Annotated in this window: 15 protein-coding genes and 1 tRNA gene; 3 read left to right on the top strand and 13 right to left on the bottom strand. The window is 40.0% G+C overall.

Annotated elements, in window-relative coordinates; genetic code table 11:
- Positions 1 to 40: 40 nt before the first annotated feature.
- The 5 genes from BLS33_RS01900 to BLS33_RS01920 all read right to left on the bottom strand — a co-directional run bounded on the left by BLS33_RS01900 (position 41) and on the right by BLS33_RS01920 (position 6,047).
- Positions 41 to 1,153, bottom strand: coding sequence for a bile acid:sodium symporter family protein (locus tag BLS33_RS01900; RefSeq protein WP_245731244.1), 1,113 nt, complete (start codon positions 1,151 to 1,153; stop codon positions 41 to 43).
- A 73-nt stretch (positions 1,154 to 1,226) separates the two neighbouring features.
- Positions 1,227 to 1,682: a nuclear transport factor 2 family protein gene (locus BLS33_RS01905; RefSeq protein WP_089884721.1), complete on the bottom strand. Its 456-nt coding sequence runs from the start codon at positions 1,680 to 1,682 to the stop codon at positions 1,227 to 1,229.
- 50 nt (positions 1,683 to 1,732) lie between these two features.
- On the bottom strand, positions 1,733 to 2,665 hold the full coding sequence (locus BLS33_RS01910) for an RraA family protein (RefSeq protein WP_089884723.1): 933 nt from the start codon (positions 2,663 to 2,665) through the stop codon (positions 1,733 to 1,735).
- A 189-nt stretch (positions 2,666 to 2,854) separates the two neighbouring features.
- On the bottom strand, positions 2,855 to 4,354 hold the full coding sequence (locus tag BLS33_RS01915; protein WP_089884725.1) for a mandelate racemase/muconate lactonizing enzyme family protein: 1,500 nt from the start codon (positions 4,352 to 4,354) through the stop codon (positions 2,855 to 2,857).
- 109 nt (positions 4,355 to 4,463) lie between these two features.
- Complete coding sequence (locus BLS33_RS01920; protein ID WP_089884727.1) at positions 4,464 to 6,047, bottom strand: sulfatase family protein; 1,584 nt, start codon at positions 6,045 to 6,047, stop codon at positions 4,464 to 4,466.
- Between the two features lie 156 nt (positions 6,048 to 6,203).
- On the opposite strand from BLS33_RS01920, the gene BLS33_RS01925 reads away from it, so the two are divergent.
- Positions 6,204 to 6,635, top strand: a complete 432-nt coding sequence (locus BLS33_RS01925) for a YybH family protein (protein ID WP_089884729.1) — start codon at positions 6,204 to 6,206, stop codon at positions 6,633 to 6,635.
- Positions 6,636 to 6,743: 108 nt separating this feature from the next.
- Here BLS33_RS01925 and BLS33_RS01930 read toward each other — a convergent pair whose 3' ends face one another.
- A complete protein-coding gene (locus BLS33_RS01930; RefSeq protein ID WP_089884731.1) occupies positions 6,744 to 8,330 on the bottom strand; it encodes an aldehyde dehydrogenase (NADP(+)) in 1,587 nt (528 codons plus the stop codon).
- A gap of 436 nt (positions 8,331 to 8,766) precedes the next feature.
- Between BLS33_RS01930 and BLS33_RS01935 the strand changes: the two genes are divergently transcribed.
- Positions 8,767 to 10,329, top strand: a complete 1,563-nt coding sequence (locus BLS33_RS01935) for a M28 family peptidase (RefSeq protein WP_089884733.1) — start codon at positions 8,767 to 8,769, stop codon at positions 10,327 to 10,329.
- Positions 10,330 to 10,571: 242 nt separating this feature from the next.
- Here BLS33_RS01935 and BLS33_RS01940 read toward each other — a convergent pair.
- A tRNA-His gene (locus BLS33_RS01940) sits at positions 10,572 to 10,647 on the bottom strand.
- A gap of 279 nt (positions 10,648 to 10,926) precedes the next feature.
- Here BLS33_RS01940 and BLS33_RS01945 point away from each other — a divergent pair.
- On the top strand, positions 10,927 to 12,993 hold the full coding sequence (locus BLS33_RS01945) for an ATP-binding protein (RefSeq protein ID WP_245731245.1): 2,067 nt from the start codon (positions 10,927 to 10,929) through the stop codon (positions 12,991 to 12,993).
- Here BLS33_RS01945 and bshB1 read toward each other — a convergent pair.
- The 6 genes from bshB1 to BLS33_RS01975 form a co-directional block, all read right to left on the bottom strand.
- Positions 12,990 to 13,712, bottom strand: coding sequence for a bacillithiol biosynthesis deacetylase BshB1 (gene bshB1, locus BLS33_RS01950; protein ID WP_089884735.1), 723 nt, complete (start codon positions 13,710 to 13,712; stop codon positions 12,990 to 12,992). The two genes, BLS33_RS01945 and bshB1, sit on opposite strands and share 4 nt — an antisense overlap.
- A gap of 250 nt (positions 13,713 to 13,962) precedes the next feature.
- Complete coding sequence (locus tag BLS33_RS01955) at positions 13,963 to 15,135, bottom strand: trans-sulfuration enzyme family protein (RefSeq protein ID WP_089884737.1); 1,173 nt, start codon at positions 15,133 to 15,135, stop codon at positions 13,963 to 13,965.
- 40 nt (positions 15,136 to 15,175) lie between these two features.
- Positions 15,176 to 16,585, bottom strand: a complete 1,410-nt coding sequence (locus BLS33_RS01960) for an MATE family efflux transporter (RefSeq protein ID WP_089884738.1) — start codon at positions 16,583 to 16,585, stop codon at positions 15,176 to 15,178.
- A 285-nt stretch (positions 16,586 to 16,870) separates the two neighbouring features.
- Positions 16,871 to 18,433 carry a sulfatase family protein gene (locus BLS33_RS01965; protein ID WP_089884740.1) on the bottom strand — a complete coding sequence of 521 codons (1,563 nt, stop codon included), beginning with the start codon at positions 18,431 to 18,433 and terminating at the stop codon, positions 16,871 to 16,873.
- Positions 18,434 to 18,484: 51 nt separating this feature from the next.
- Entirely contained in the window at positions 18,485 to 21,010 is a 2,526-nt protein-coding gene (locus BLS33_RS01970) for an alkaline phosphatase D family protein (protein ID WP_089884742.1), read from the bottom strand.
- A gap of 14 nt (positions 21,011 to 21,024) precedes the next feature.
- Positions 21,025 to 22,695: a RagB/SusD family nutrient uptake outer membrane protein gene (locus BLS33_RS01975; protein WP_218129521.1), complete on the bottom strand. Its 1,671-nt coding sequence runs from the start codon at positions 22,693 to 22,695 to the stop codon at positions 21,025 to 21,027.
- Position 22,696: the final 1 nt, after the last annotated feature.

A 22,696-nucleotide genomic window follows, 5' to 3' on the forward strand; every position in this document is an offset into this window, starting at 1 on the left:
GAATTTATTTGATGCCTGTACCACCAGACTACAAAGTATTTCAATCATTTTGGATATTTGCGGAGTCCGGTTGTTCCAAAGGCGGCCGCTTATGCCAATAGGAAGCTAAAATTGATCCAGTAATATTCATAAGCGGACCAAATACGGCAGGAGCCAGACCCATCGTGGCAATCTTACCCAAAGAGTTCGCAATACCAGATGCCAAACCACCATTTTGCATACCCACCTCCAAGGCTATCGTACGTGAATCTTGTTCGTTCAATCGCAGTAAGCGCGCATACCAATACCCCAGAAAATAACCAAAAACATTGTGAATCAAGACAAGTAGCATCAAAGTACCGCCTATTTCAAGTAGGCTATCTCTTCCAGCAGCGGTTATAATCGTAATTATAATTCCAATGGCCAACATTGATAAAAGTGGCATCGCCTTATTTAACCATTGTCCTTTTTCACCCAATAGTTTATTAAACAATAATCCCGCTCCAATGGGGATGATGATCATTTTTACAATACTCCACATCATCGTCAATACATCAATTTCTATGAATTCCCCTGCCAACAGCTTCATTAGTAAAGGCGTTAAGAATGGGGCCAGCAAAGTTGCAATGGAAGTAATGGTAATGGAAAGAGCCAAATTCGCATTAGCCAAATAAGCCATTACATTAGATGCTACTCCACTTGGAGAACATCCTATTAAAACGATACCAGCAGCTATTTCAGGAGGGAATCCACTTAATTTAGCCAAAGCAAACCCCATAATGGGCATAATGCCCAGTTGCGCTGAAACACCAATCACGACCCCTTTCGGAGACTTAAAAATTGCCGCGAAATCATTTATACTCATCGAAGTGCCCATGCCGAACATAATAATCTGTATCAACGGGATGATGAGCGCTGTCAACTTGAAGTCACCAAAATGTGTAAAATACTGAGGGTAATATAGGGCAACGGTAACACCAATAAAAATCATTGACGTAAACACATAACCATTAAGTGATTTATAACCACTAAAGGCTAAAGCGAGGACACCAAAAAAAGCTACCATCAATGGCCCCGACTGTTCAATATTCCCCATAAAAATCATTACCAGAAGAATTGCGAGAAGCAGAAAGGCAATGCCAAAAGCTATGGAATAAAGGTTTATTTTCTTCAAAACATTGGTTTTTAGGTTTGTGGTCTAGTGTTATTAGAAATTAAGGTTTCTTAGGTAGTAAAAGTTAAGATTGCTACAGCTTATAGGCTTGTCTTGCCAAAAGTTTCCAATTTCCCTTTTGTTTTTGAAAAACCATCAAAACGCCTATCCTAACATCCGCGGGCTTACCGTCATTTATTCCTTTTGCTTCAAAAATGTGTCGTACTAAAGCCGTTTTTTTATCAGAAAAGGTGATACGCTGTTCTGCGGGATGTATGGATATAAAATCGAAAGTACCATTTACCACTGCGTCGACATATTGCGCCTTGTTCTCTATTGTACCACTTGAATGACCATAAGTAAGAACCTTATCAGTAAGATTTTCAAGTGTACCCTTATCTTTTCCGACCATGGCAGCATATAACTGGTCAACGGCAGCAGCTACTTCTGCCTCATTGGTTTTTGTTTTATTTTCCGCCTTAATTGCCTGGGCGTTAACGCAAATTGCCGAGAAGATTGCTAAGAAAAATATATTGAAACGATATTTCATTATTGTCTGTTTGTTATAATAATTGTTCACCTTTTAAAGAAGATTGTCCGTTATTTTTTTGATCCAAAATAGTCGTTTAATTCCTTTCTGGTCATGGGTAATTTACTATCCGGATAGTTCTTGAGCCAATTCATGAAATCTGCATCTATCGCATCGGTCCATTTGGTATCGATTTGGCCAGGGGTATATTTTTTCTCCCGTAAACGTTGAAATCCGAATTGATCTCGTAAGCCGACTACCTCCGAAGATATTACTAATTTATCAACCAGATGTGACGGGATAAAAATAGTTCCGTGGCGATTTGCCAGCACTACATCCCCCGGTAAAACCGTGGCTCGACCGATACGGATCGGGGTGTTTATACTGGTCAGCATTTCGTGTTGCAGATATGATGGATCTTCTCCCCTAAACCATCCATTAAAGCCTTCTATCTCAAGTAAACCGGCAAGGTCTCTCACGCCACCGTCGAAAATCACGCCATTCTTAGAATTTGTGTAAATGGCATTTCCTAAATTAGAACCAATTAAAGTTCCGTCAATAATTCGTCCGTAGCCATCGGCCACGTAGACATCGCCGGGGCGTAACATCTCAATGGGCCATGAATTGCTTCCGCCGATGGTATCCCTGCTTTCTTTGCCTCCTTTAACTTTTACCAATTGCTGATAATCTGGGCGTAACGGCATGTATTGAGCCGTAACCACACGCCCCGTCATTACGCTCTCGGGATGAATAATCTCCCAACTGCCTTCATACTGATTGTGATAACCTTTACTGCGTAAATAGCCCCATGCTTCTTCAATTTGAATTCTTTTCAATCTGTTTAGAAGCGCATCGGAAACTTTTGGCCTACCGTCATCAAACCTATCTCCCTTCCAATTAGAAGTCAATTCTTTAATATACTCCGAAGAGGCTGCTACGCCTTGTGATTCTGCATATAAAAAGCTCAATAAGAGCATGGAAATCAATACTATTCTGTGATTCATAACTTTGACTGTGTTGAGTGTTATTTATAAGTTGTAAGATTGTTTTTTATCTAAAGTTGTTAGATTCAAGATATCCTTTGAATAAACCCTTCGCATGATTATCCGTTGGGATTAAACTAGTTCCTCTCGATTGGCATATATTACCGAGGACCTTCCTTGACTTTGAAATTTAACTTCCTGAAGTTCATTTTAACTGTAGGTTCTGTCATGTGAACGTAGTTCATCCCATTCTTTGGTAGGTGCAAAAAATGTTTTATCCCGAGGATCAAGATGTGCCTTTACCACATCCATATTGAGTTCAATACCCAATCCTGGAGCGGTCAACGGTACAGGTGCAAAACCTTTATCGATCATTTTGCCCCCACCGGTCATCGTTACCAAATCTTCCCACCAGGGGATATCTACGGAATGGTGTTCCAATGCTAAAAAGTTCTGACTTGCCGCCGCACAATGCACATTCGCCATAAACGAAACAGGGGTTCCAGCTTGGTGCATAGCCATTGCTATACCGAATTCCTCTGCATAATCGGCTATTCTTTTTGTTTCCAAAAGGCCACCGGAAGAAGCCAAATCGGGGTGTACGATATCAACAGACCTATTATGTATCAAGGGTTTGAAGTTTTCAAGAAAATGAATGTCCTCACCCGTAGTAGTTGGCGTTTCAATAGCATCACTAATTGTTCGCCATTGTTCGGTATATTGCCAAGGCACCATATCTTCAAACCAAGCCAATCTATATTTATCCAAAGCCCTGGCCAAACGGATTCCGTTATTTAAATCGAAATGGCCATAGTGGTCGGTCGAAATGGGAATTTCATACCCCACCATATTTCTCACATTCTCAACAACTTGTTGCAGATGCTCCAGCCCTTTCTCTGTTATCTGTACTTGCGTAAACGGATGGGCCGTATTACCGTACGACGTGTAATTTCTTCGGTCTCCCCATTGGTTAAGGCTACCATTTTGATCTTCCCAAAATTTACCATTCACAACGGTACCGGGTATACCCTTCAACTCCCCGATGGATACATCCATCTTCAACCAAGTGTATCCCTGTTCTTTGACCCTGAAATTTATCAAACGCTGCTGCTCTTCTGGCGAACCGGCTTCGGGGGTGTCGGCATAAAGTCTTACCTTATCTCGATAGCGCCCACCAAGTAATTGCCAAGCGGGCACATTATAAGCTTTCCCACAAATATCCCACAACGCCATTTCAACTGCACACACACCACCTGCCTGACGTGCAGGACCCCCAAACTGTTTGACACTTTTAAAGAGTTTTTCAACATTACATGGGTTTTCACCAAGAATACGGCTTTTCAACATGAGGGCATAGCGCACATCGGCCGCATCTCTCACTTCTCCAAGTCCATATATTCCTTGATTCGTATCAATGCGTATAATCGCGGTACCGCCCATAACCTTTGTCAATGCGTAACGCATATCGGTTATTTTAAGCTCGGAGGGCGCCGAGGACCTATTTACCTTTGATGTAGTTTCGGCGATGGTATCTTCGAAAGAATAGCCCATAAGGCTGGAAAGTCCAATACCCCCTAAAGCGGTTTTTTTCAAAAAATTCCGCCGTGCATCACCCGTATTGGGATTTTTTATTTCGGCTTTTCTCGAAGCACTGTACTCTGCTTCCTCTTTCTTGCTTTTCGCGATTAAATGCTTTAATGTACTTTTCATAATGAAGTGGTTAAAAAGGGTTCTATATTCTATTGATTTTTAGCAATTCATACCTTCCTTTATTACTTATTGGGGGTCAACCATCTTCCTTAAAAATAGTAAGAAAAGGTCAATTAAAAGCATTTTCAATAATCTCCTTCATTACGGGGTATTCGTCATCGGTATCTTTATATTTCTGTTTTTCTAAGCGTATGGCATTCTTCATGTCTGCAATAATAGTGGCATATTGCGGATCGCTTATGGCATTATGCAGCTCTTTTGGGTCCTTTTCCAAATCATAAAATTCCCACACCGGTTCGCTACTCTCTTTGGATGCCCCTTTCATACCAAGTCCTTGTCCGTAAAAAAAAGCCAATTTATATCGTTCATTTCTGACTCCGAAATGGCCGGGTCTGACAGGGTCGTGCAGCCAATACCGATAATACATTTGTTTCCTCCAATCAGCTGGTGTATTCCCTTTTAGGTTTTCCCTAAAACTTACTCCTTGTATGAAGTCTGTGTTTTCAGCACCGCCATAATCGGCCAACAACGCCGCAAAATCAATATTGAGTATAATATCATCAATTCGCTGCCCTCCTTTAATTTCTTTTGGATAACGGATTACAAAAGGCATTCTGAGGGACTCTTCATAAATCAGGCGTTTGTCAAAAAAACCATGTTCGCCCAAAAAGTAACCTTGGTCGGCGGTATACACTACAATGGTATTATCGGCTATTCCTTCCTTCTCTAAATAATCTAAAAGTTTTCCAATATTATCATCGATAGCGGCTCCACATCGCATAAAATCCTTTACCAGCTTTTGGTATATTTTTTTCCGCTTTTGAATACTGTCCAATCCATCTAAAGGATAGGGCAACCCCGGATAACTTGTCCAGAAATTATCAGGATCTACGGTTGCCTGATACCAGCGCTTACTCAAATTTTCAAGTTTTTGTCCCTCGAAAGTTCGACCGGTCGTTTCAGGACCAAAATCATATAGCGATTCAGGTTCCGGGATTTCGTCGTTGACATAGAGTGATTTAAACCGCTCGGGGTAATCAAAAGGTTCATGGGTCGCCTTAAAATTACAGAACATCAAAAATGGTTTCGAAGTGTCACGCTTCTCCAAATGTTCGATGGTCAAGTCGGTAATAACATCGGTTGAGAATCCATTATATTTTTTACCGGATGTGCCGTCATGCCCGTCTTTCCAATTCTCTTTGGTCTTTAAGATAGGATTCCAATACACCCCTTGCCCCGGTAACACATTAAAGTAATCAAAACCCTCAGGCGGGCGAACCAAATGCCATTTACCTATAACCGCTGTTTGATAGCCATTTTTAGACAAAGCTTTAGCTATATTAGGATGCCCTTCCGGCAAGGCTTCGTTCAAAGTATACACCTTATTTAAATGACTATACTGCCCTGATAAAATGGTCGCACGACTGGGAGAACAAATCGAGTTGGTGCAAAATGCATTATCCAACACCGCGCCTTCATCGGCCAACCTCTTGATATTCTTGTTTTGAACATAGTCTTTTAACAACCCTCCATAAATGCCCCATGCTTGTGAGGTATGGTCATCGGATAGAATAAAAAGAATATTGGGTTTTTCATTTTCAGCTTGTTTTTGCTGAGCCTGAAGTAAAAAAGTAAAACATGTTGTAAAAATTAAGAAAGCGGAAAAAATAAAATTCCGAAAGCAATTGTTCATTGACCTATAATTAAAGAAATTGAATATGGAAACAATATAGTGAAGATTTATTTTAAATCCGATAGACAACCTAAAGAGTTTGATTCAAAATCTGTGCGTTCATTGCTAAAGCTCTTTTGAATGGATTAAGTATCTTACCCACCAAATTAAAATAGTATGAAAACAATCTCAACTTTTCTCGTTTTTATATGCCTTGCTTCTGGTTTTGCCCAGACATCGGATAAAGATGATATAAAACTTATACAGACCATTCTAGACCAGCAAGAACGTGCATGGTCCGAGGGTGATTTAGAAGGTTTCATGGAAGGTTACTGGAAATCGGATTCGCTCACCTATTTTAGTCGCGGTAAAATCACGCAGGGTTGGCAAACTACGCTAGACAATTACAAGAAAGGGTATCCGAGCAAAGCACATACGGGCAGCTTAAAGTTTAAGATTGCTAAAATCACCAAAATCAATAGTGAGGCATATTACGTAATGGGCGAATATTTTTTAGAACGGGAAGTGGGAGATGCCAACGGCACTTTTATGATTGTTTTCAAATATATAAACGGGGAATGGAAAATTATTAGCGACTCGTCTTGCTAGTTTTCCATTCCCCGTTTTACTCACTTTAAATATACTAAAAACGACTTTTAATAGAATATTATAGTGAATGAAAAAGGATTCTAAGAATTCAATTTTATTCCTAAAAGCTTATTTAAGTTTTGCATTACTATGCAACCCGTTTACAATTCGTGTCAAACCTAGCGGATTTGCATCTTTCAAGGCATCGGGCAATGACTCTTGAGGCCAATTTTGGAATGATACTGGCCGTACCCACCGTTTGATCGCCGAAGTACCAACAGAGGTGAATCGACTATCGGTTGATGCCGGAAAAGGACCTCCGTGTTGCATTGATGGGCAAACTTCTACACCTGTCGGAACACCATTAAAAATAATACGTCCTACCCTACTTTGCAATGCATCCACCACACCGCCATAATTTTTTATTTCCTCGGCGTTTCCTAAAATGGTTCCTGTCAACTGGCCTTCCAGAGCATTTAAGATTGTTTCCAGTTCTTTTGCGTCATTACATTCGACTACAATAGAAAACGGCCCGAACACCTCGGTATGAAGTGTGGGGTTTTTTAGGAAATCGCCTCCAGAAACTTTCAATACTTTTTGCTGGGCAAAATTAGGTGCCGTCGCTGCTTCGTACGAAGCAACTACAGAAGTTTCGGGTTGTGACGATAAATTCTGCTTTCCCTTTTCATAACCCTGATGGATATTGGGGTGCAACATAACGCCAGGTGACAAGGCTGATATTTCTGTACCCAAAGTAGTTATGAAATTTGAAAAGGTTTCGCTTTTCAAACCCAAAATCAAACCGGGATTCGTACAGAATTGACCGGCTCCCAACATAATGGAACCCGCGTACTGCTTTGCCCATTCTTCCCCCTTTTCATTTAAAGCCGATGGCAATGCTACCACGGGATTTATGCTTCCCATTTCAGCAAAGACAGGTATCGGTTCTTTTCTTTCATTGGCAAGCTTGTAAAGCGCCGTACCTCCCTTAATACTTCCTGTAAACCCTACTCCCTTTATATCTGGATGCATCACCAATTGTTGCCCTACCTCAATACCGCTACTGTTAAGATTTGAGAATACACCATTCGGCATTCCAGTTTTTTCCGCGGCTTTTAAGATTGCAGAAGAAACCAATTCCCCAGTGCCGGCATGCATGGGATGACTTTTCACGATTGCCGGGCAACCGGAAGCCAAAACACTCGCGGTATCACCCCCTGCAGTAGAGAATGCAAACGGAAAATTACTAGAACCAAAAACCACTATGGGTCCAATAGGCACCAACATTTTTCTGATATCGACTTTTGGCATAGGCTGTCTATCGGGTTGTGCCTCATCGATAGTGGCTTCAACCCACGACCCTTCTTCCAAAAGTGCTGCAAATGCCCGCAACTGACCCATGGTTCGCCCTCTTTCTCCTTTGGCCCTACCTTCCGGCAAGCCAGATTCTTTTGTATAAGCTTGAATCAACGCATCGCCCAATGCCTCAATTTCATCCGCAATGGCCCTTAAAAATTCGGCTTTTTTTAAACCCGAAAAATTCTTGTACTCAGAAAATGCCTTCGTAGCTAAAGCGACAGCTTCATCGATTTCTTCGGTACTCGCCTCATAGAATTCCCATTCCGTGGCCAAATTTAAATTTGGATCAAAAGTTCGGTATGTCTTGGTACCCTTCGACGATTGTTTATTTCCTATATAGTTTTTCCCGCTTATCATGATCTCTTAAGATTTTATAATTAAATACTGAATAGTTCGAATATTTTGATGGTCTGCTTACAAAAATAAGTGCAATAGCTTAAAATTAGTGTACTAAAGTTGGCCAATTCTAGGATTATTTTAGCCTAAAAAAAAATATATCTTACTATTTCACATAATATTTGCAATTCTCCATCTCTTAGATGGAACACTTTCTTGAAGCAGCGTGGTCGGCCTAGTCATTTTTATCTGTAATTGATATTCTAAAAGATGCTTTATTAGTCGTGAAGTTTTCCTGAAATTATAGCTAATGGTTCGAAACGCGTTTTAAATTGATGGACGGTATTTCGTCTAAAAGTTAAATAGTGGAGCGGATATAATTTCAATATCACCTCTAATTTTTGTTTTGTTTTCATAATTTTGCAGAATTTCTAATTCCATAGTCATATCCATAAGAATGAAAAAATTTATTATAGTAATTACTGGATTTTTCATAGCCTGCAATTCTTCCCAAAAGACAGTATCAGAGCCCTTAAACTCGCAAAAAACCGAGGTTAGCTCCATAAAATATGCCGAAAGTATTACAGAGGCCGAATTAAAGGAGCATTTGTACACCTATGCTTCCGACGAGTTCGAGGGTCGGGAAACAGGACAACCGGGCCAAAAAAAGGCCATTGAGTATTTAAAGGCCTATTATCAAAAATTAGGTATTCCTGCGGCGAAAAAAAATGGGGATTACTTTCAAGATGTTCCTTTAGAATTGAGTAAACTTCCCTCCGGATCCGTTGATGTAAATGGTAAAGATTACCCTATTGGAGAACATATATTAACTTTTTCTGCAGCCGAAGGCAATTATAAAGAAATTGTATATGCAGGTTACGGTATCGAACAAGGGGAATATTCAGATTATAAAAATTTAGATGTATCTGGAAAAATTGTTTTGGTTAAATATGGGGAGCCTATAAATACCGATGGAAATTTTACACTTTCGGGAACCAGCGAAAAATCTATTTGGAGTAATATGTCTGAATCCATAGGAAAAAGAATGGAACTTGCTTCTGAAAAAGGTGCAAAGGGAATTATATTCTTTGACCTTGCCAATTTCGGACGTTTTAAAAATAGGTTCGAAGTCATGAAGCGCAACGACCGTGGGCGAATGGTACTTAAAACCAACAAAGAAGATGAATTCGTAAGCTTTTTTGCCGATGCTATTTTTGCAAAGGAGATTTTACCTACTATTGAAAAAGATCAAAAACCAAGACGTATTGATTTATCGTTGAATTTGAAGGTTACCAGTTCAAATGATGAAATAGCGTCAGAAAATGTAATAGCTTTTTTAGAAGGTTCTGAAAAACCCGATGAATATGTTATAATATCATCACATCTAGACCATATTGGTGTGAATTCAGATGGTCAAATCAATAATGGCGCTGATGATGATGGATCGGGTACTGTGGCCACGTTATCGATTGCAAAGGCCTTTAAAATGGCTTCCGATGCAGGTCATGGTCCTAAAAGGTCAGTCGTTTTCTTGCATGTGACCGGTGAAGAGAAAGGTTTATTGGGTTCTCAGTATTACGCCGACGTAGAGCCTATTTTTCCATTGGAAAAAACTGTGGCAGATCTCAATATTGATATGATAGGTCGTATTGACCCCAAACGCGACGGAGATCGTAATTACATTTATTTGATAGGTTCCGATAAATTAAGTACCGAATTACATGAATTATCGGAGGACGTAAATAAAAAATATGCAAATCTAGAACTAGACTACACCTATAACGATGTCAATGACCCCAATAGGTTCTATTACAGAAGCGATCACTATAATTTCGCCAAGAATAATATTCCCATTATTTTTTACTTTAATGGAACGCATGCTGATTATCATAAACCGGGAGATACCCCTGACAAAATCAACTATGACCTGCTTCAGAACAGAACAAGGTTGATTTTCTATACGGCATGGGAAATAGCCAATCGTGACACGCGTCTTGTAGTAGATAAAGCAACCAAGTAAAATAATAGATACTTCATTCTAAATTCTTTGATTAGCAAAAATGCTGTCAATAAATTTACAATGATAAAATACCGTTTTATTAGATTCTTTCATGCATCTAACCCGCATTTTGTGTTTGGATTGTAAGCAAATTCACAATACTAGAGGCATTTTTCAGTAAAATACAGACGAGATATCATCCTCAAAAAACCATTTAAATAAAAAGCCCCGTCAATATTGACGGGGCTTTTACTTACTATCCAGGGTGGAAGACCGGGTTCGAACCGGCGACCTCTTGAACCACAATCAAGCACTCTAACCAGCTGAGCTACAACCACCATTTCAAAGCGATGGCAAAGGTAATTTTTTTTAACTAATTTTTCAAAATAAAAGACGGGTTATTTTGATAACATAATTTGAATGTCCTTAAACTCTGTCTCCACATACTATCCATAATAAAGAAAAGGTTTCTATATATCGGTAAAATACATTCTTTTACGGTCAAAACACACAAAAATCACGGTTTCACAACATAAATTTTAAATAGCTACATCCAGAAAGTAACTTTAGAACTTGAATGAATTAACCGTGAAAATGCTATTGGTCAAAACCCCTTTTTTGACATCATCTTATAAAATTAAGAAGTATCTGCTGCTTTTTGCTATGGCACTGCTGTTCCTGCAAATCTCCAATGGGCAACAAATCAAGATCGACAGTATCGGAACTCAAATAAATCAGCTGAGATCCGAGATAAATTTCACTCCTAACGATACAACCTATATAAACCTTCTCAATGCATTGGGAAATGAAATTCGTTTTTATAAAGCCGACAGTCTCTTACATCTTTCAAAACAGGCCTTCAAGTATAGCAATTCGACATCATACAAGTTAGGTGAAGCAAATGCCCTTATGGGACTTGGCGATTATTACTCTGATAAAGGAGATCATTCAACGGCTATTTCAAATTATAAAAAAGCATTGGATCTTTCACTCAAAGGCAACTATACACAATTAGTACTTACTGCTAGAAACAAATTATCAGGTGAATATAATCTAAAGGGAGACTACGCAAAAGCCCTTAGTGGTCACCTTGAAAATATTGAACTGGCCGAACAGACAAATAGTCTCTTAATGCTTTCTATTACAAATGAGAACATTGCCAACCTCTATACTTCTCAAAAGGATTATAAGCAGGCCCTGGAATTTTATAAAAAAGTAAAGAAGATTAACGAAAAACTTCGAAGTGACATTTTTTCTGCAGAAACGATGAGTAACATGGCCTCTCTTTATGCAGACATGGGTGAGTTGGAATATGCAATGTTCAACGTAAATAGTAGTATTTCGGTATTCGAAAAAAATAAAATTCTCGATTGGCTCGCCTATGCATACGGCACCAAGGGTAAAATTTATTTAAAGAAGCAAAAACTTGATTGGGCGCTCTATTGGTACAAACAGAGCGAAATGTTACATACAAAATTACAAGATGAACGCGGAGAAATAGAACTGTTAAACGGTATGGCAGAAACATATCTCGGTCTTGAAAAATATAATAAATCCCAAGAATACGCATTAAAAGCTTTTCATATTTCAAAAAAAATCAACTTTATCGAGGGCATACAAAAGTGTGCTAAAACGCTGTATAAAATCGACAAGAACAAAGAAAATTTTGCCTCCGCATTGAAATACCATGAGATTTACCAGAAAATGACAGACACCTTGTCTAGAAACGAGAACAAAAAAAGCCTTACCATGCTAAAAACGAAATTGGCGCATGATAAACAAAAGAGAGAACTTATACAAGAAAATGAAAAAGCACTGGCTCAACAAAGAAACTACGTTTACACTGCTTTAGGAATTTTAATCGTTTTTCTTACCATTACCTTAATGGTAAAAAGAAATGAAAGGATACAGAGAAATCTCAATACCGAATTAAAGACAAAGACTCAAGATTTAGAGAACAACGAAAAAGAATTGACGGAAAACAATCTAACAAAAGACAAACTTTTCTCCATTATCGGGCATGACCTCAGAGGCCCAATCGGGGCTTTTCAAGGTTTACTTAAACTGTTCAAGGATAATGAAATCGATCAAAACGAATTTTTGAACTTTATTCCGAAACTAAGAATGGATATCGATCATATTTCATTTACGCTTAACAATCTACTTACATGGGGACAAACCCAAATGAATGGCGCCGTTACAAAACAAGAATCGATAGCACTAGAAAATCTAGTTTTAGAAAACATCAACTTACTTTCTGAAATAGCAGAAAACAAAAACATTAAGCTCGTCAATAAAATTTCTGCAAATACTTTGACATGGTCAGACAGAAACCAAATCGATATTGTTATTAGAAATCTGATTAGCAACGCCTTAAAATTCACCCCGAAGCATGGAATAGTAACCATTGAGGCCGTTGAAAAAAATGAACATTGGTTGATATCGGTAAGAGATACTGGCGTGGGCATGAATAAAGCTACCATTGCGTCTATATTCGAAAAGAATTCGAATATAACCACTTACGGTACCAATAATGAAAAAGGAACAGGCCTAGGACTTTCATTATGTAAAGAAATGGTAGAAAACAACAAAGGCACAATATGGGTTACAAGCGATCTAAGAATAGGAAGTTGCTTCTATTTTACCTTACAAAAAAGCAAAAAAATCTATAGTCAAACGGCTTAAAAAATATCATCTAGATTTTTTACGGCTATCTGTTTCTCAGTGGTAAAGCCTTCTGCATGGTCAACCCCTACTAAACGACCAAGATCCCTCGCCCTATATTCTACGCTGTCTAAAAAATTCACACTACTTATCGGTGTCTCAGGTTCTGAGCTTTTCGGATCGTGAAATTGCGATGAATATGCCAAAATTGCTTCCTTCTTTTTATTCAAAAAACCCGTAACGTCAACTACAAAATCTGGTTCCAGATTTTTCCATTGAATATAATGATATACATTTTTTGGTCGCCAAACCAGTTGTTTTTTTTGGTCATTTTCTAAAAATGTTTCTATTTTTACAAGGCCACTTAAAAAACAAGCATCATGGACCAACTTAGCTCCACGACCATGATCGATATGTCTATCATCAACAGCATTGCAGAGTACAATTTCAGGGCGAAACTTTCGAATCATCTTTATAATCTCTAGCTGATGTTCTTTGTCGTTTGTAAAGAACCCATCGGCAAATCCTAAATTCTCACGGACTGAAATACCTAAAATTTTTGCCGAAGCGTCGGCTTCCTCACTTCTGATTTCTGCGGAACCTCTAGTTCCCAGTTCTCCTCTGGTCAAATCAACGATTCCTACTTTTTTACCCTGTGCAATTTCTTTAGCGATAGTACCTCCAGCTCCTAGCTCCGCATCATCGGGATGAGCCCCGAAAACCAATATATCTAATTTCATTTACTATTATTTTGTTTGTGGTTTTAGTCCGTTTTCACCACTTTACAAGATTATTCAATCGATTTAGACCAAACTCTTCATTTGACCAAATGCGTACAAAACTATGGACATTTTTCGGGTTAGACGTGATTTTGTCCCATTCTTACCCACCTCTTCTTCTTTTTTATTCTATATTTTTATCGAAATACATTTATTCTCATCCGAACAAACAAAATGAAGTAATTGCCTAAACCAAGTTTCAAGATATATTTTATTGCAAATGCAACCTAGCAACCTTCACTTTCTCCATTGCCTGTTCAATATCTGTAATCAAATCTTCTGTTTCTTCTATTCCCACAGAAAATCGAATCAACCCGTCTGAGATTCCCTGTTTTTTCCGCTCTTCCGCTCCCAATAAAGCATGAGATGTCAGAGCTGGCGAAAGCACTGTACTTTCGACTCCTGCAAGACTCATAGATGGTTTAATCAATTGTAAGGACTTTTGGAACTGCGATGCATCTAAATCATCCTGCAATTCAAAAGATAACATACCTCCAAAACCTTTCATCTGTGATTTTGCCAGATTATGGTCTGGATGACTCGATAAACCTGGATAATAAACATTTTTTACATTCTCATTTTGATTCAAGTACTCGGCCATCCGTTGTGCATTCTCATTTTGCGCCTTTACCCGAATTCCCATTGTTTTCAGACTTCTTTCCAATAACCAAACCGTATAATCACTAAGGCTACCACCAAAGTTTTTAGCCAAATTGTAAATGCGATTGATATTTGCCTCCGACGAAGCAACGGCTCCTGCCAAAATATCGGAATGCCCTCCCATGTATTTGGTAGCACTATGAATAACCACATCGATAGCAAAATCGATAGGGTTTTGGTTCACAGGACTGGCAAAAGTATTGTCGATCATTGAAACAATTCCATGTTTTTTAGCCACCTCTGCAACTCCTTTCAAATCTGTAACAGTCAACAGCGGATTAGATGGTGTTTCTATATAAACTACTTTGGTATTTGGCCGTATTTTGGCTTCAAAGTCTTCTGGTCGCCAGCCATTGGTAAACGAATATTCAATTCCGAATTTGTTAAATTCCTCATGAATCAAATGAAAGGTTCCCCCATACAATATCTGTTGCAGCACCACATGATCACCTGCTTTTAAAAATGCCATGAGTGAGGTACTGATTGCCGCCATACCACTGCCAAATATCAATCCGGATTCTGCATGTTCCAAGAGGGCAATTTTCTTGCACAAAGCTTCTTGATTAGGGGTGTTGAAATATCTAGGGTACCGCTTAACTTCTACATCTTCAAAGGCATAAGAAGTACTCATATATAATGGGGAAATCGCGCCCTTATACTTCTCATCCTTTACTTCCCCGACATGGGTACAAATTGTATTGAGTCCTATTTTTTTTCCATCCATCGTATAGCAATTTATGAGCGCTAAAGTTACAAAAACGGCACTACACCTTCACTTTTTTCCAGTTTCCTTTTCTAAACCAGACCATTGAAATAATTGCCAACAGTACTTCGGCTGCCGTAATCGCAATAAAAACACCAATAGCTCCCATATTAAAAGTTATTGCCGCGATATAGGCCAAGGGCAATTGAAAAAACCAAAAAGCAAATAAATTTATTTTCGTGGGTGTACCCGTATCACCGGCACCATTGAATGCCTGGGTAACGACCATTCCATAGGCATAGAAAACATAACCCGCTGCAATAATCTGAAGACATAGACCTCCATTTTCGATAACAACAGGATTGGTATTGAACCATCCCACAATTTCGTATGCGAAGAATAGGTATATCAACGAAACAAGGCCCATAAACCAAGCATTATACTTTCCCGTTTTCCAAACGGAGGTTTCGGCCCGATCAGGTTGCTGGGCCCCAAGATTTTGGCCTACCAAAGTTGCCGCAGCGTTACTCATGCCCCACGACGGCATTAAGGTAAACATCATCACTCGAATGGCAATGGTATAACCGGCGAGAACTTCGCTTCCGAACTCCGACATCAGACGCATTAAAAAAACCCAACTTGATGTACCGATCAAAAACTGTGCTATACCTCCCAACGAAACCCGAATAAGATTCAACATCACGTTGAACCTAATAACCATATCTCGAAAACCTATCTGTATGCGACTCCACCCAAAGAATAGAACACAAAGTTGAAAAAGTACGGCGGTACCTCTTCCAATATTGGTCGCAATAGCAGCGCCCATTACCCCGTACTCAGGGATAGGCCCCCATCCAAAAATAAAAATAGGATCCAAAATAATATTGAGTCCGTTAGAAAGCACCAATGCCCACATCGCTATGGAAGCATCACCGGCGCCACGGAAGATTGCGTTGATTAAAAACAGCAAGAGGATGGTGATGTTGCCTCCCAATAAAAGTTGGGTATACCCATAACCTTCTGCGATAAGATCGGGCGCGCCACCCATCAGTGCCAATATGTCTTTGGCATAGATAAAACCAATTACCCCCACAATGGCAGAAACCGAAATACCCAGGGCAATAGCTTGAACGGCCGTCTCTCGGGCACCTTGGATATTTTTCTCCCCGATTCTACGGGCAACAACGGCTGTTGCCGCCATACTTAGACCAATGGCCACAGCGTACACCAAGGTGATAACCGATTCGGTAAGGCCTATCGTTGCGACCGCATTTACACTTACCTGTGAAACATAGGCTATATCTACAATGGCAAAAATTGATTCCATCATCATCTCTAAGATCATGGGAATGGAAAGCATAAAAATTGCCTTGCGGATGCTACCGGTTGTGAATTCGGTTTCTTTGCCAGTTACGGCTATGATAAAATATTGAACTAATTTTTTAATAGGAATTCTATTGGAATGCTGCATTTTGAAAGAAATTATGTTGAGAAAAAAGGAAATGTCAAAAATCGACCAGAGATGGTTCGATTACTTTTTGGGCATAAACCCCGTGACATCTATATAAAACATAATTTCTATAACTTCATGATGATTCAAATATCCAATTTTTTTTCCACAAAAAAAAGAAAATAAAAAACCGTGCCTGACATAACACCTTCATAATGAAAGCTATTCGCCCTAGCACGGTCAATACTTTTAAAAATATCAGCTTCCACTACACTTTTTCGAATAAGTGGAAACCGTTACAGTTTCTTATTTCAATTCCAATTCTTTGATTTCAGAATCACTTTTACCTCTGATGGCCTCATAGGCATTTACCATTTCCTGTAATTTCTGGGGATTCTCTTTGGCCAAGTTTTTGGTCTGTCCCAAATCTTCTTTCAAATTATACAACTGGTATTCACTATCATTACCTAACTCTATATTTACAGACTTGTTTATAGCTGCCCCTTTATATGGAGGAATCATTGCCCAATCTCCTTTCCTAAAGGCTGTTCTTGAAGTAGCTTCTAAAACCATTTCTTCTCTACCTGTATCAGTTTTTCCCATAAAAGCGTCAAGAAGATTTTCACTATCCTCTCCCTTTTTATCACTACCGACCAATGCGGCAACTGAGGTAAGTAAATCTACCTGACTTACCATGGCATCTGACTTTCCGGGTGCTATTTCACCTTTCCAATAGGTTATAAAAGGCACTCGAGTTCCCGCTTCGAACAGGCTATATTTACCACCACGTAGCGGACCTGCCGGAGTATGATTTCCTAATTTTTCTTCAGAATCGTCATAATATCCATCATTAACAACAGGACCGTTATCACTGGAGAAAACAATAAGCGTATTCTCTAACAACCCTTGATTCTCTAAGGTCTTCATGAACTCACCCACTACCCAATCCGCTTCCAAAATAACGTCGCCACGCGGGCCCATACCTGATTTTCCAACAAAACGTGGATTCGGGGTACGCGGTACATGTGGTTGCTGTAAGGCATAATATAAAAAGAAAGGCTCATCTTTATGAGCGGTCACGTATTCTTGGGCTTTAGCCAAAAAATGATCCGCCATATCAACGTCTGTCCATTTTGCAGCTTCTCCGCCTTTCATAAAACCAATACGTGGTATTCCGTTTACAATACTGTTGTTATGACCGTGATGCCATTTCATGGTCGTCAACTCAGGGTTATCCAATCCCGTAGGTTCCCCTTCGAAGTTCTTTTTATAACTCACTTCTATTGGATCGTTTGGATCTAAACCATCGACATTACCATTGTCAATATACACCGTAGGTACCCTATCTTGGGTTGCCGCCAATATATAGGAATAGTCAAACCCAACTTCATTGGGGCCTGGAGATACTCTTTCGTTCCAGTTTACGTTTCCGTTGCCCAAACCTAAGTGCCATTTGCCAACGATACCTGTGGCGTAGCCTTTTTCTTTTAGTACTTTAGGAACGGTCAGCTGGTCAGTACTTATAATCAACGGTGCTGTACCAGGAAGTATTTTAGCATCTTTATTCCGCCAAGGATACCTACCTGTAAGTATGGCATACCGGCTTGGTGTACACGTTGCCGAAGTGGCATACCCATTGGTAAACTGAATTCCTCCTTTTGCCAAGGCGTCAATATTCGGAGTAGTAAGTTCAGTGGCTCCATAGGAACTCAAATCACCGTAACCCAAATCATCCATATAAATGAAGACAATGTTAGGCTGTTTTGGACTTTCGTCTTTTGTCACCGCTTTCTCTTCCTTTGACTTACAGCTTGATAACACCAGCAATAGAAGCGCGCCCTTCAAAAAATAATTCCTTAATCTTGTCATGAACTGTTTTGTATTTAAATATTAATTGAGTTTCAAATTTATAGCTTTTTGCTAAATGGAAATTTCTTCTTTAGGATCAATACTGATTTCTATTCCCGTAAGCTCTTTTTTTGCATCACCTTCACCAATAATCAAAGTGTATTTCCCCAATTCGTAAACCGAAGGCGTATAGGTATTGCCCTTTATCCGCGTGGCATGTACCAACTCTTTGGTATCTTCTTTGACAACCTTCAACACTTGGTCGGTACTTTCCGTTTTTAATTTTGGAAGATAGCCTATAGGCCGTCGCCCATCGTTATCTGTTTGTTGTATGGTCAAAGGCCATCCTGGATAGGTATTTTCTTCGGATTCATTCTCCAAATTGGCCAAAAAGCGAATTGCTTCCATTTTTATTGTGCGTTCGGAGGTATCAAATGTTACAATACCATAGCCGGAAGACTTCTTTTGAGCTCTTTTGTAGCGGTCGGTTTCCTTATCAAAATCATCGGTAGGATTGCCAACGGCATAAATATAGTTGTTGTTTCCGAAGCCATCGCGGTAGCATCCCGTATTGGGCAAACCATGCGCTGGTCGATCGGTATAAGGCACATTTACCGAATCAGGTTGCCCCCATCTCGGGTAACCCGTAGAAATAGCGGGCGTACAGAAGGTCCATCCTCCGTCTCTTGGTTCATTTACGCTGTATTGCACCATAAATGGCAGATGCTGATCTCCATTGATGTGAAAAGCACAGGCCCTTCTAATGGACTGGATTACTTTATCTCTTTTTGATTTCGGCCATCCACCGGAATCAAGGTCTCCGAATAGAAATTGTTTTTCCGGTCCATGATGTGTACCTACATTGGAAAATAAAGTTTGGCTAAGCAAAACCTTCATATTGGCCCCTTTCCAATCCGCAACCCAATCGTTTAAAAAATCGAGTTGTCGTTGACCTACAAAAACAAGGTCATCCGATTCTAGTTCACCAGGCTTTGCCGGGGCGGTAAGATGATCGATTCTCCCCTTTCCCGCTCTAACCATTTCTGGTCCCGACTTAAAAAGTCGATCACTGACAATGGCGAAACTTACTTTTCCATATACCAAATGGGTATACCACGTGCTGATATTTGATTTCATCGGAGCCTGATCATAGGCTTCTGGCATGTGACCACATTGGGTTTTATTTACAACGTTCACAAATTTCGGAGTTTGCACTAACCCACCGTGGGCATCCCGCACCTTTTCCCATTCTTCAAATGAAATTCCTTCTCCACCTTCCCCCCAAAGGTTACCTTGATAAACATCGTGATCATCTGGTGTACAAATACTCGGGCGATTTCTTAATACCTCGCCGAATGCCCATCCAAACATATACCATTTACCCAAATAATTGAGTATGGCCTTATCTTCTGGTTGCCTTTTTATCGGGTAGCCTCCATTACCTTCATATAACTGATCTCCCGAAAAATAAAGGATATCAGGATTCGACTTACCAAGATTCTCAACCAAAGGGCGATACGGGAACCCCATGGCATGTTGACAAGTGAGTCCGCCAAAAGTCAAAGGGCGGTCGAGAGGTTCCTCTCTTATAATGCCTTCATAGGTATATCGCTCTTTATCAAGGGTATAGCGTAAACGATACTTAGTGTCTTGTGAAGCTTTCCAATTATCAATAGTAAAAATAGAAGTAAAGGTAACCGGGTCGATTTCTACCTTCGCCTCTTTTACCCATTTTCCGTTTTTAAAAAATTCCAGTTCCACCTTCTGTGAATCTTTAATCCCTACGGGAGGAAGTTGTGCAGTAAGCTTCAATCTTCCGCGTGACAAGGTATACATAGCCCACAGAATCGGACCGAAACTATTTTCAGGCTTGTACTCGACCTTTGTACCAGCCAATTGCATATCACTCCACCAAAAAGTACTTTCGCCTTTTTGATCACCTTTGTTCTCCAAAGCGACCAATCCGTCAAGTGCACCCGTTACCTCGTGTTTCAAGGTCACGGTTTTACCATTTGCATCGTTGGCCAGAAGTATCAGTTCCGTTTGACTCCCATTATTCCGACCTTCAAGTTTCAACGAAAATTTCTGAAACCCGAACCCATTGGGCAATTCAGCTTTTTTGTCATCGATATATATTTCCCCATTTAAATTGACCCCTACGGAAACCCCTTTTCCAAAGTAACAGGCCGCCTTTACACTCTCTGGATCTGTATTGTCTTTTATTCCGACGGCAAAGCCGACAGCTCCTTTATTACCATTATTTTCTAACAAACCCAGGTCGCCCGATAGCACGAAATCTCCTTTACGCTCCCCAAGCACGTGGGTCAAAATATGTAGTCTTGATTGTTTTTCAACACCTGAAAATTCAAGTCGATCGCTCTTAATCTCCCAATCTTCCATGGGTACGGCCCAGAACGAACTGCCGATCCAGACCCTATCGTTAATTTTTTTAAAATCAGCTCTAAATTGCTGTGCAGCTGTATCGACTTCAAAAGCCTTTTCAGCTTGATCTTTTGCTAAGATCGGATTAAAAGGACTTGCCAGCATGGGCATGGCAAGTCCTAAGTTTTGAATAAATTTTCTTCTTTTAATCGTCATTTCCGTTGTTCTGTTTAATTACCCAATTTAGGATTAACATTCACTTCAGATTCAGGAATCGGCCAAACATCATCAATACCCTCCCTGAAATTCTTGGTGGTTACATACCACCTGGACTGTGCGTCGATTTTCTTTGAAGTCGTCGGGTATAATGTTGAGTTGGGAAAGGGAGCTCCCCAGAAATCTCCAACTAAAACTTCATCACCAATGCCCCATCTGAAAATGTCCCAAAGGCGCTGTCCTTCGAGTGCCAACTCAATTCGCCTTTCATTTCTTAAAATTGGTCGGAGCGTCGCAGGATCAGTTTCTGTAATCGCCGGTAAACCAACCGATGCCCTACCCCGTACAGCATTGATAGTCTCGTCTAATAACTGCTGCGTAATCGTGTTACCTGCTTCCAATTCGGCTTCCAAATAACTCAATAACACTTCTGCATATCTAATAATAGGAATATTACCACCGTAATCGGTACGTAAATTTCCGCTGAACGACTCATCAAAAAACTTTCGCAAACCGTAACCTGTTCTGGTAGCCTGTTTTGAATAGGTCAATTGGTCGACAGATTCCGTATGGTCAGGATGGCAATCGTAGGTTCGACCGCTAAATGTAGCTCCGTCCCAAATAAAGTTATACCTAAACCGGGGATCCCGATTCGCGCCCATATCATCATAATCAAATCTAGGATCATCATATGACAGTGGCGTACCATCATCAAAACCGTAGGCATCGGCAAGGCTTCCCTGTGGATTGACAATGTGCCAACCTGAAGCAACTGCCGGATATGCATGTTGTGGCAACGAATTTCCTGCTTGTCCGCCGAAATACTGGCTACTAAAAATATTTTCACTGCTATTTTCGTTAGAGGGAATGAACAACGATTGATAATCTGGGTCTATTATATTATCACCCATATTAATAATCTGCTTGTATACTGCGGAAGCTTCAGCGAAATTGTTTTCGCCAAGATACAATCGACCTAAAAAAGCCAAAGCCGCTTGCTTACTGGCTCTACCCGCTTCCGAGGCACTCAATTCACCAAATGCCGGAAGGGCAGTAATAGCTGCTTTTAGTTCACTGTCAACAAAAGCGACCAATTCTGCCTTTGAGGCTTTGTCTACATTATTGGCCTCATCGGGAGTCAAGGTAGCCGTTACCAAGGGAGCACTGCCCCAAAACTGCGATAAATAAAAGTACTGGGTAGCTCTTAGAAAAGATACCTCGGCTTTCATTCGATCTATTTTTGCTTGATCCATTTCAACGTTCTCGATATTCTCCAAGAAATCATTGCAAATCGCAATTCGTTGATACGAACCTTCCCAATATCCTTTCACTACATTGTTATTGGGAAGTAGTGTGCCATTAGTCAGGCGATTTTGGGTGGAATTATCACCCCGACGATCATAAGCGTTATCTGTGGCGAATTCCATAAAAACAATGCCACAGTAGGTCCACCAATCGGATGGCACCACTTGGGTGCCATATTCCACGGCACCACGATAGGCCCCTGTAAGAGCAATATTCGCGTTAGATTCCGATGTCCAAAAATTATCTTTGGCAAAGGCATTACTTGGAAATTGTTCAAGCTCCTTGTCGCAAGAAACGGTCACTGCCAACATACCCATGGCGGCAAAGAGGAACATGAAAAATGTTGATCTACGGAAGTATTTATTATATAATGTGTTCATG

It is taken from the genome of Kriegella aquimaris, from assembly GCF_900103215.1.
Classification (GTDB): Bacteria; Bacteroidota; Bacteroidia; order Flavobacteriales; family Flavobacteriaceae; genus Kriegella; species Kriegella aquimaris.

Bases quoted from the DNA above. Each gene is read 5' to 3' on its own strand.
- BLS33_RS01955 (WP_089884737.1), bottom strand. From the start codon at position 15,135: ATGGATGGAAAAAAAATAGGACTCAATACAATTTGTACCCATGTCGGG.
- BLS33_RS01910 (WP_089884723.1), bottom strand. From the start codon at position 2,665: ATGAATCACAGAATAGTATTGATTTCCATGCTCTTATTGAGCTTTTTA.
- BLS33_RS01975 (WP_218129521.1), bottom strand. From the start codon at position 22,695: ATGAACACATTATATAATAAATACTTCCGTAGATCAACATTTTTCATG.
- BLS33_RS01925 (WP_089884729.1), top strand. From the start codon at position 6,204: ATGAAAACAATCTCAACTTTTCTCGTTTTTATATGCCTTGCTTCTGGT.
- BLS33_RS01970 (WP_089884742.1), bottom strand. From the start codon at position 21,010: ATGACGATTAAAAGAAGAAAATTTATTCAAAACTTAGGACTTGCCATG.
- BLS33_RS01905 (WP_089884721.1), bottom strand. From the start codon at position 1,682: ATGAAATATCGTTTCAATATATTTTTCTTAGCAATCTTCTCGGCAATT.
- BLS33_RS01965 (WP_089884740.1), bottom strand. From the start codon at position 18,433: ATGACAAGATTAAGGAATTATTTTTTGAAGGGCGCGCTTCTATTGCTG.
- bshB1 (WP_089884735.1), bottom strand. From the start codon at position 13,712: ATGAAATTAGATATATTGGTTTTCGGGGCTCATCCCGATGATGCGGAG.
- BLS33_RS01935 (WP_089884733.1), top strand. From the start codon at position 8,767: ATGAAAAAATTTATTATAGTAATTACTGGATTTTTCATAGCCTGCAAT.
- BLS33_RS01960 (WP_089884738.1), bottom strand. From the start codon at position 16,585: ATGCAGCATTCCAATAGAATTCCTATTAAAAAATTAGTTCAATATTTT.
- BLS33_RS01920 (WP_089884727.1), bottom strand. From the start codon at position 6,047: ATGAACAATTGCTTTCGGAATTTTATTTTTTCCGCTTTCTTAATTTTT.
- BLS33_RS01915 (WP_089884725.1), bottom strand. From the start codon at position 4,354: ATGAAAAGTACATTAAAGCATTTAATCGCGAAAAGCAAGAAAGAGGAA.
- BLS33_RS01930 (WP_089884731.1), bottom strand. From the start codon at position 8,330: ATGATAAGCGGGAAAAACTATATAGGAAATAAACAATCGTCGAAGGGT.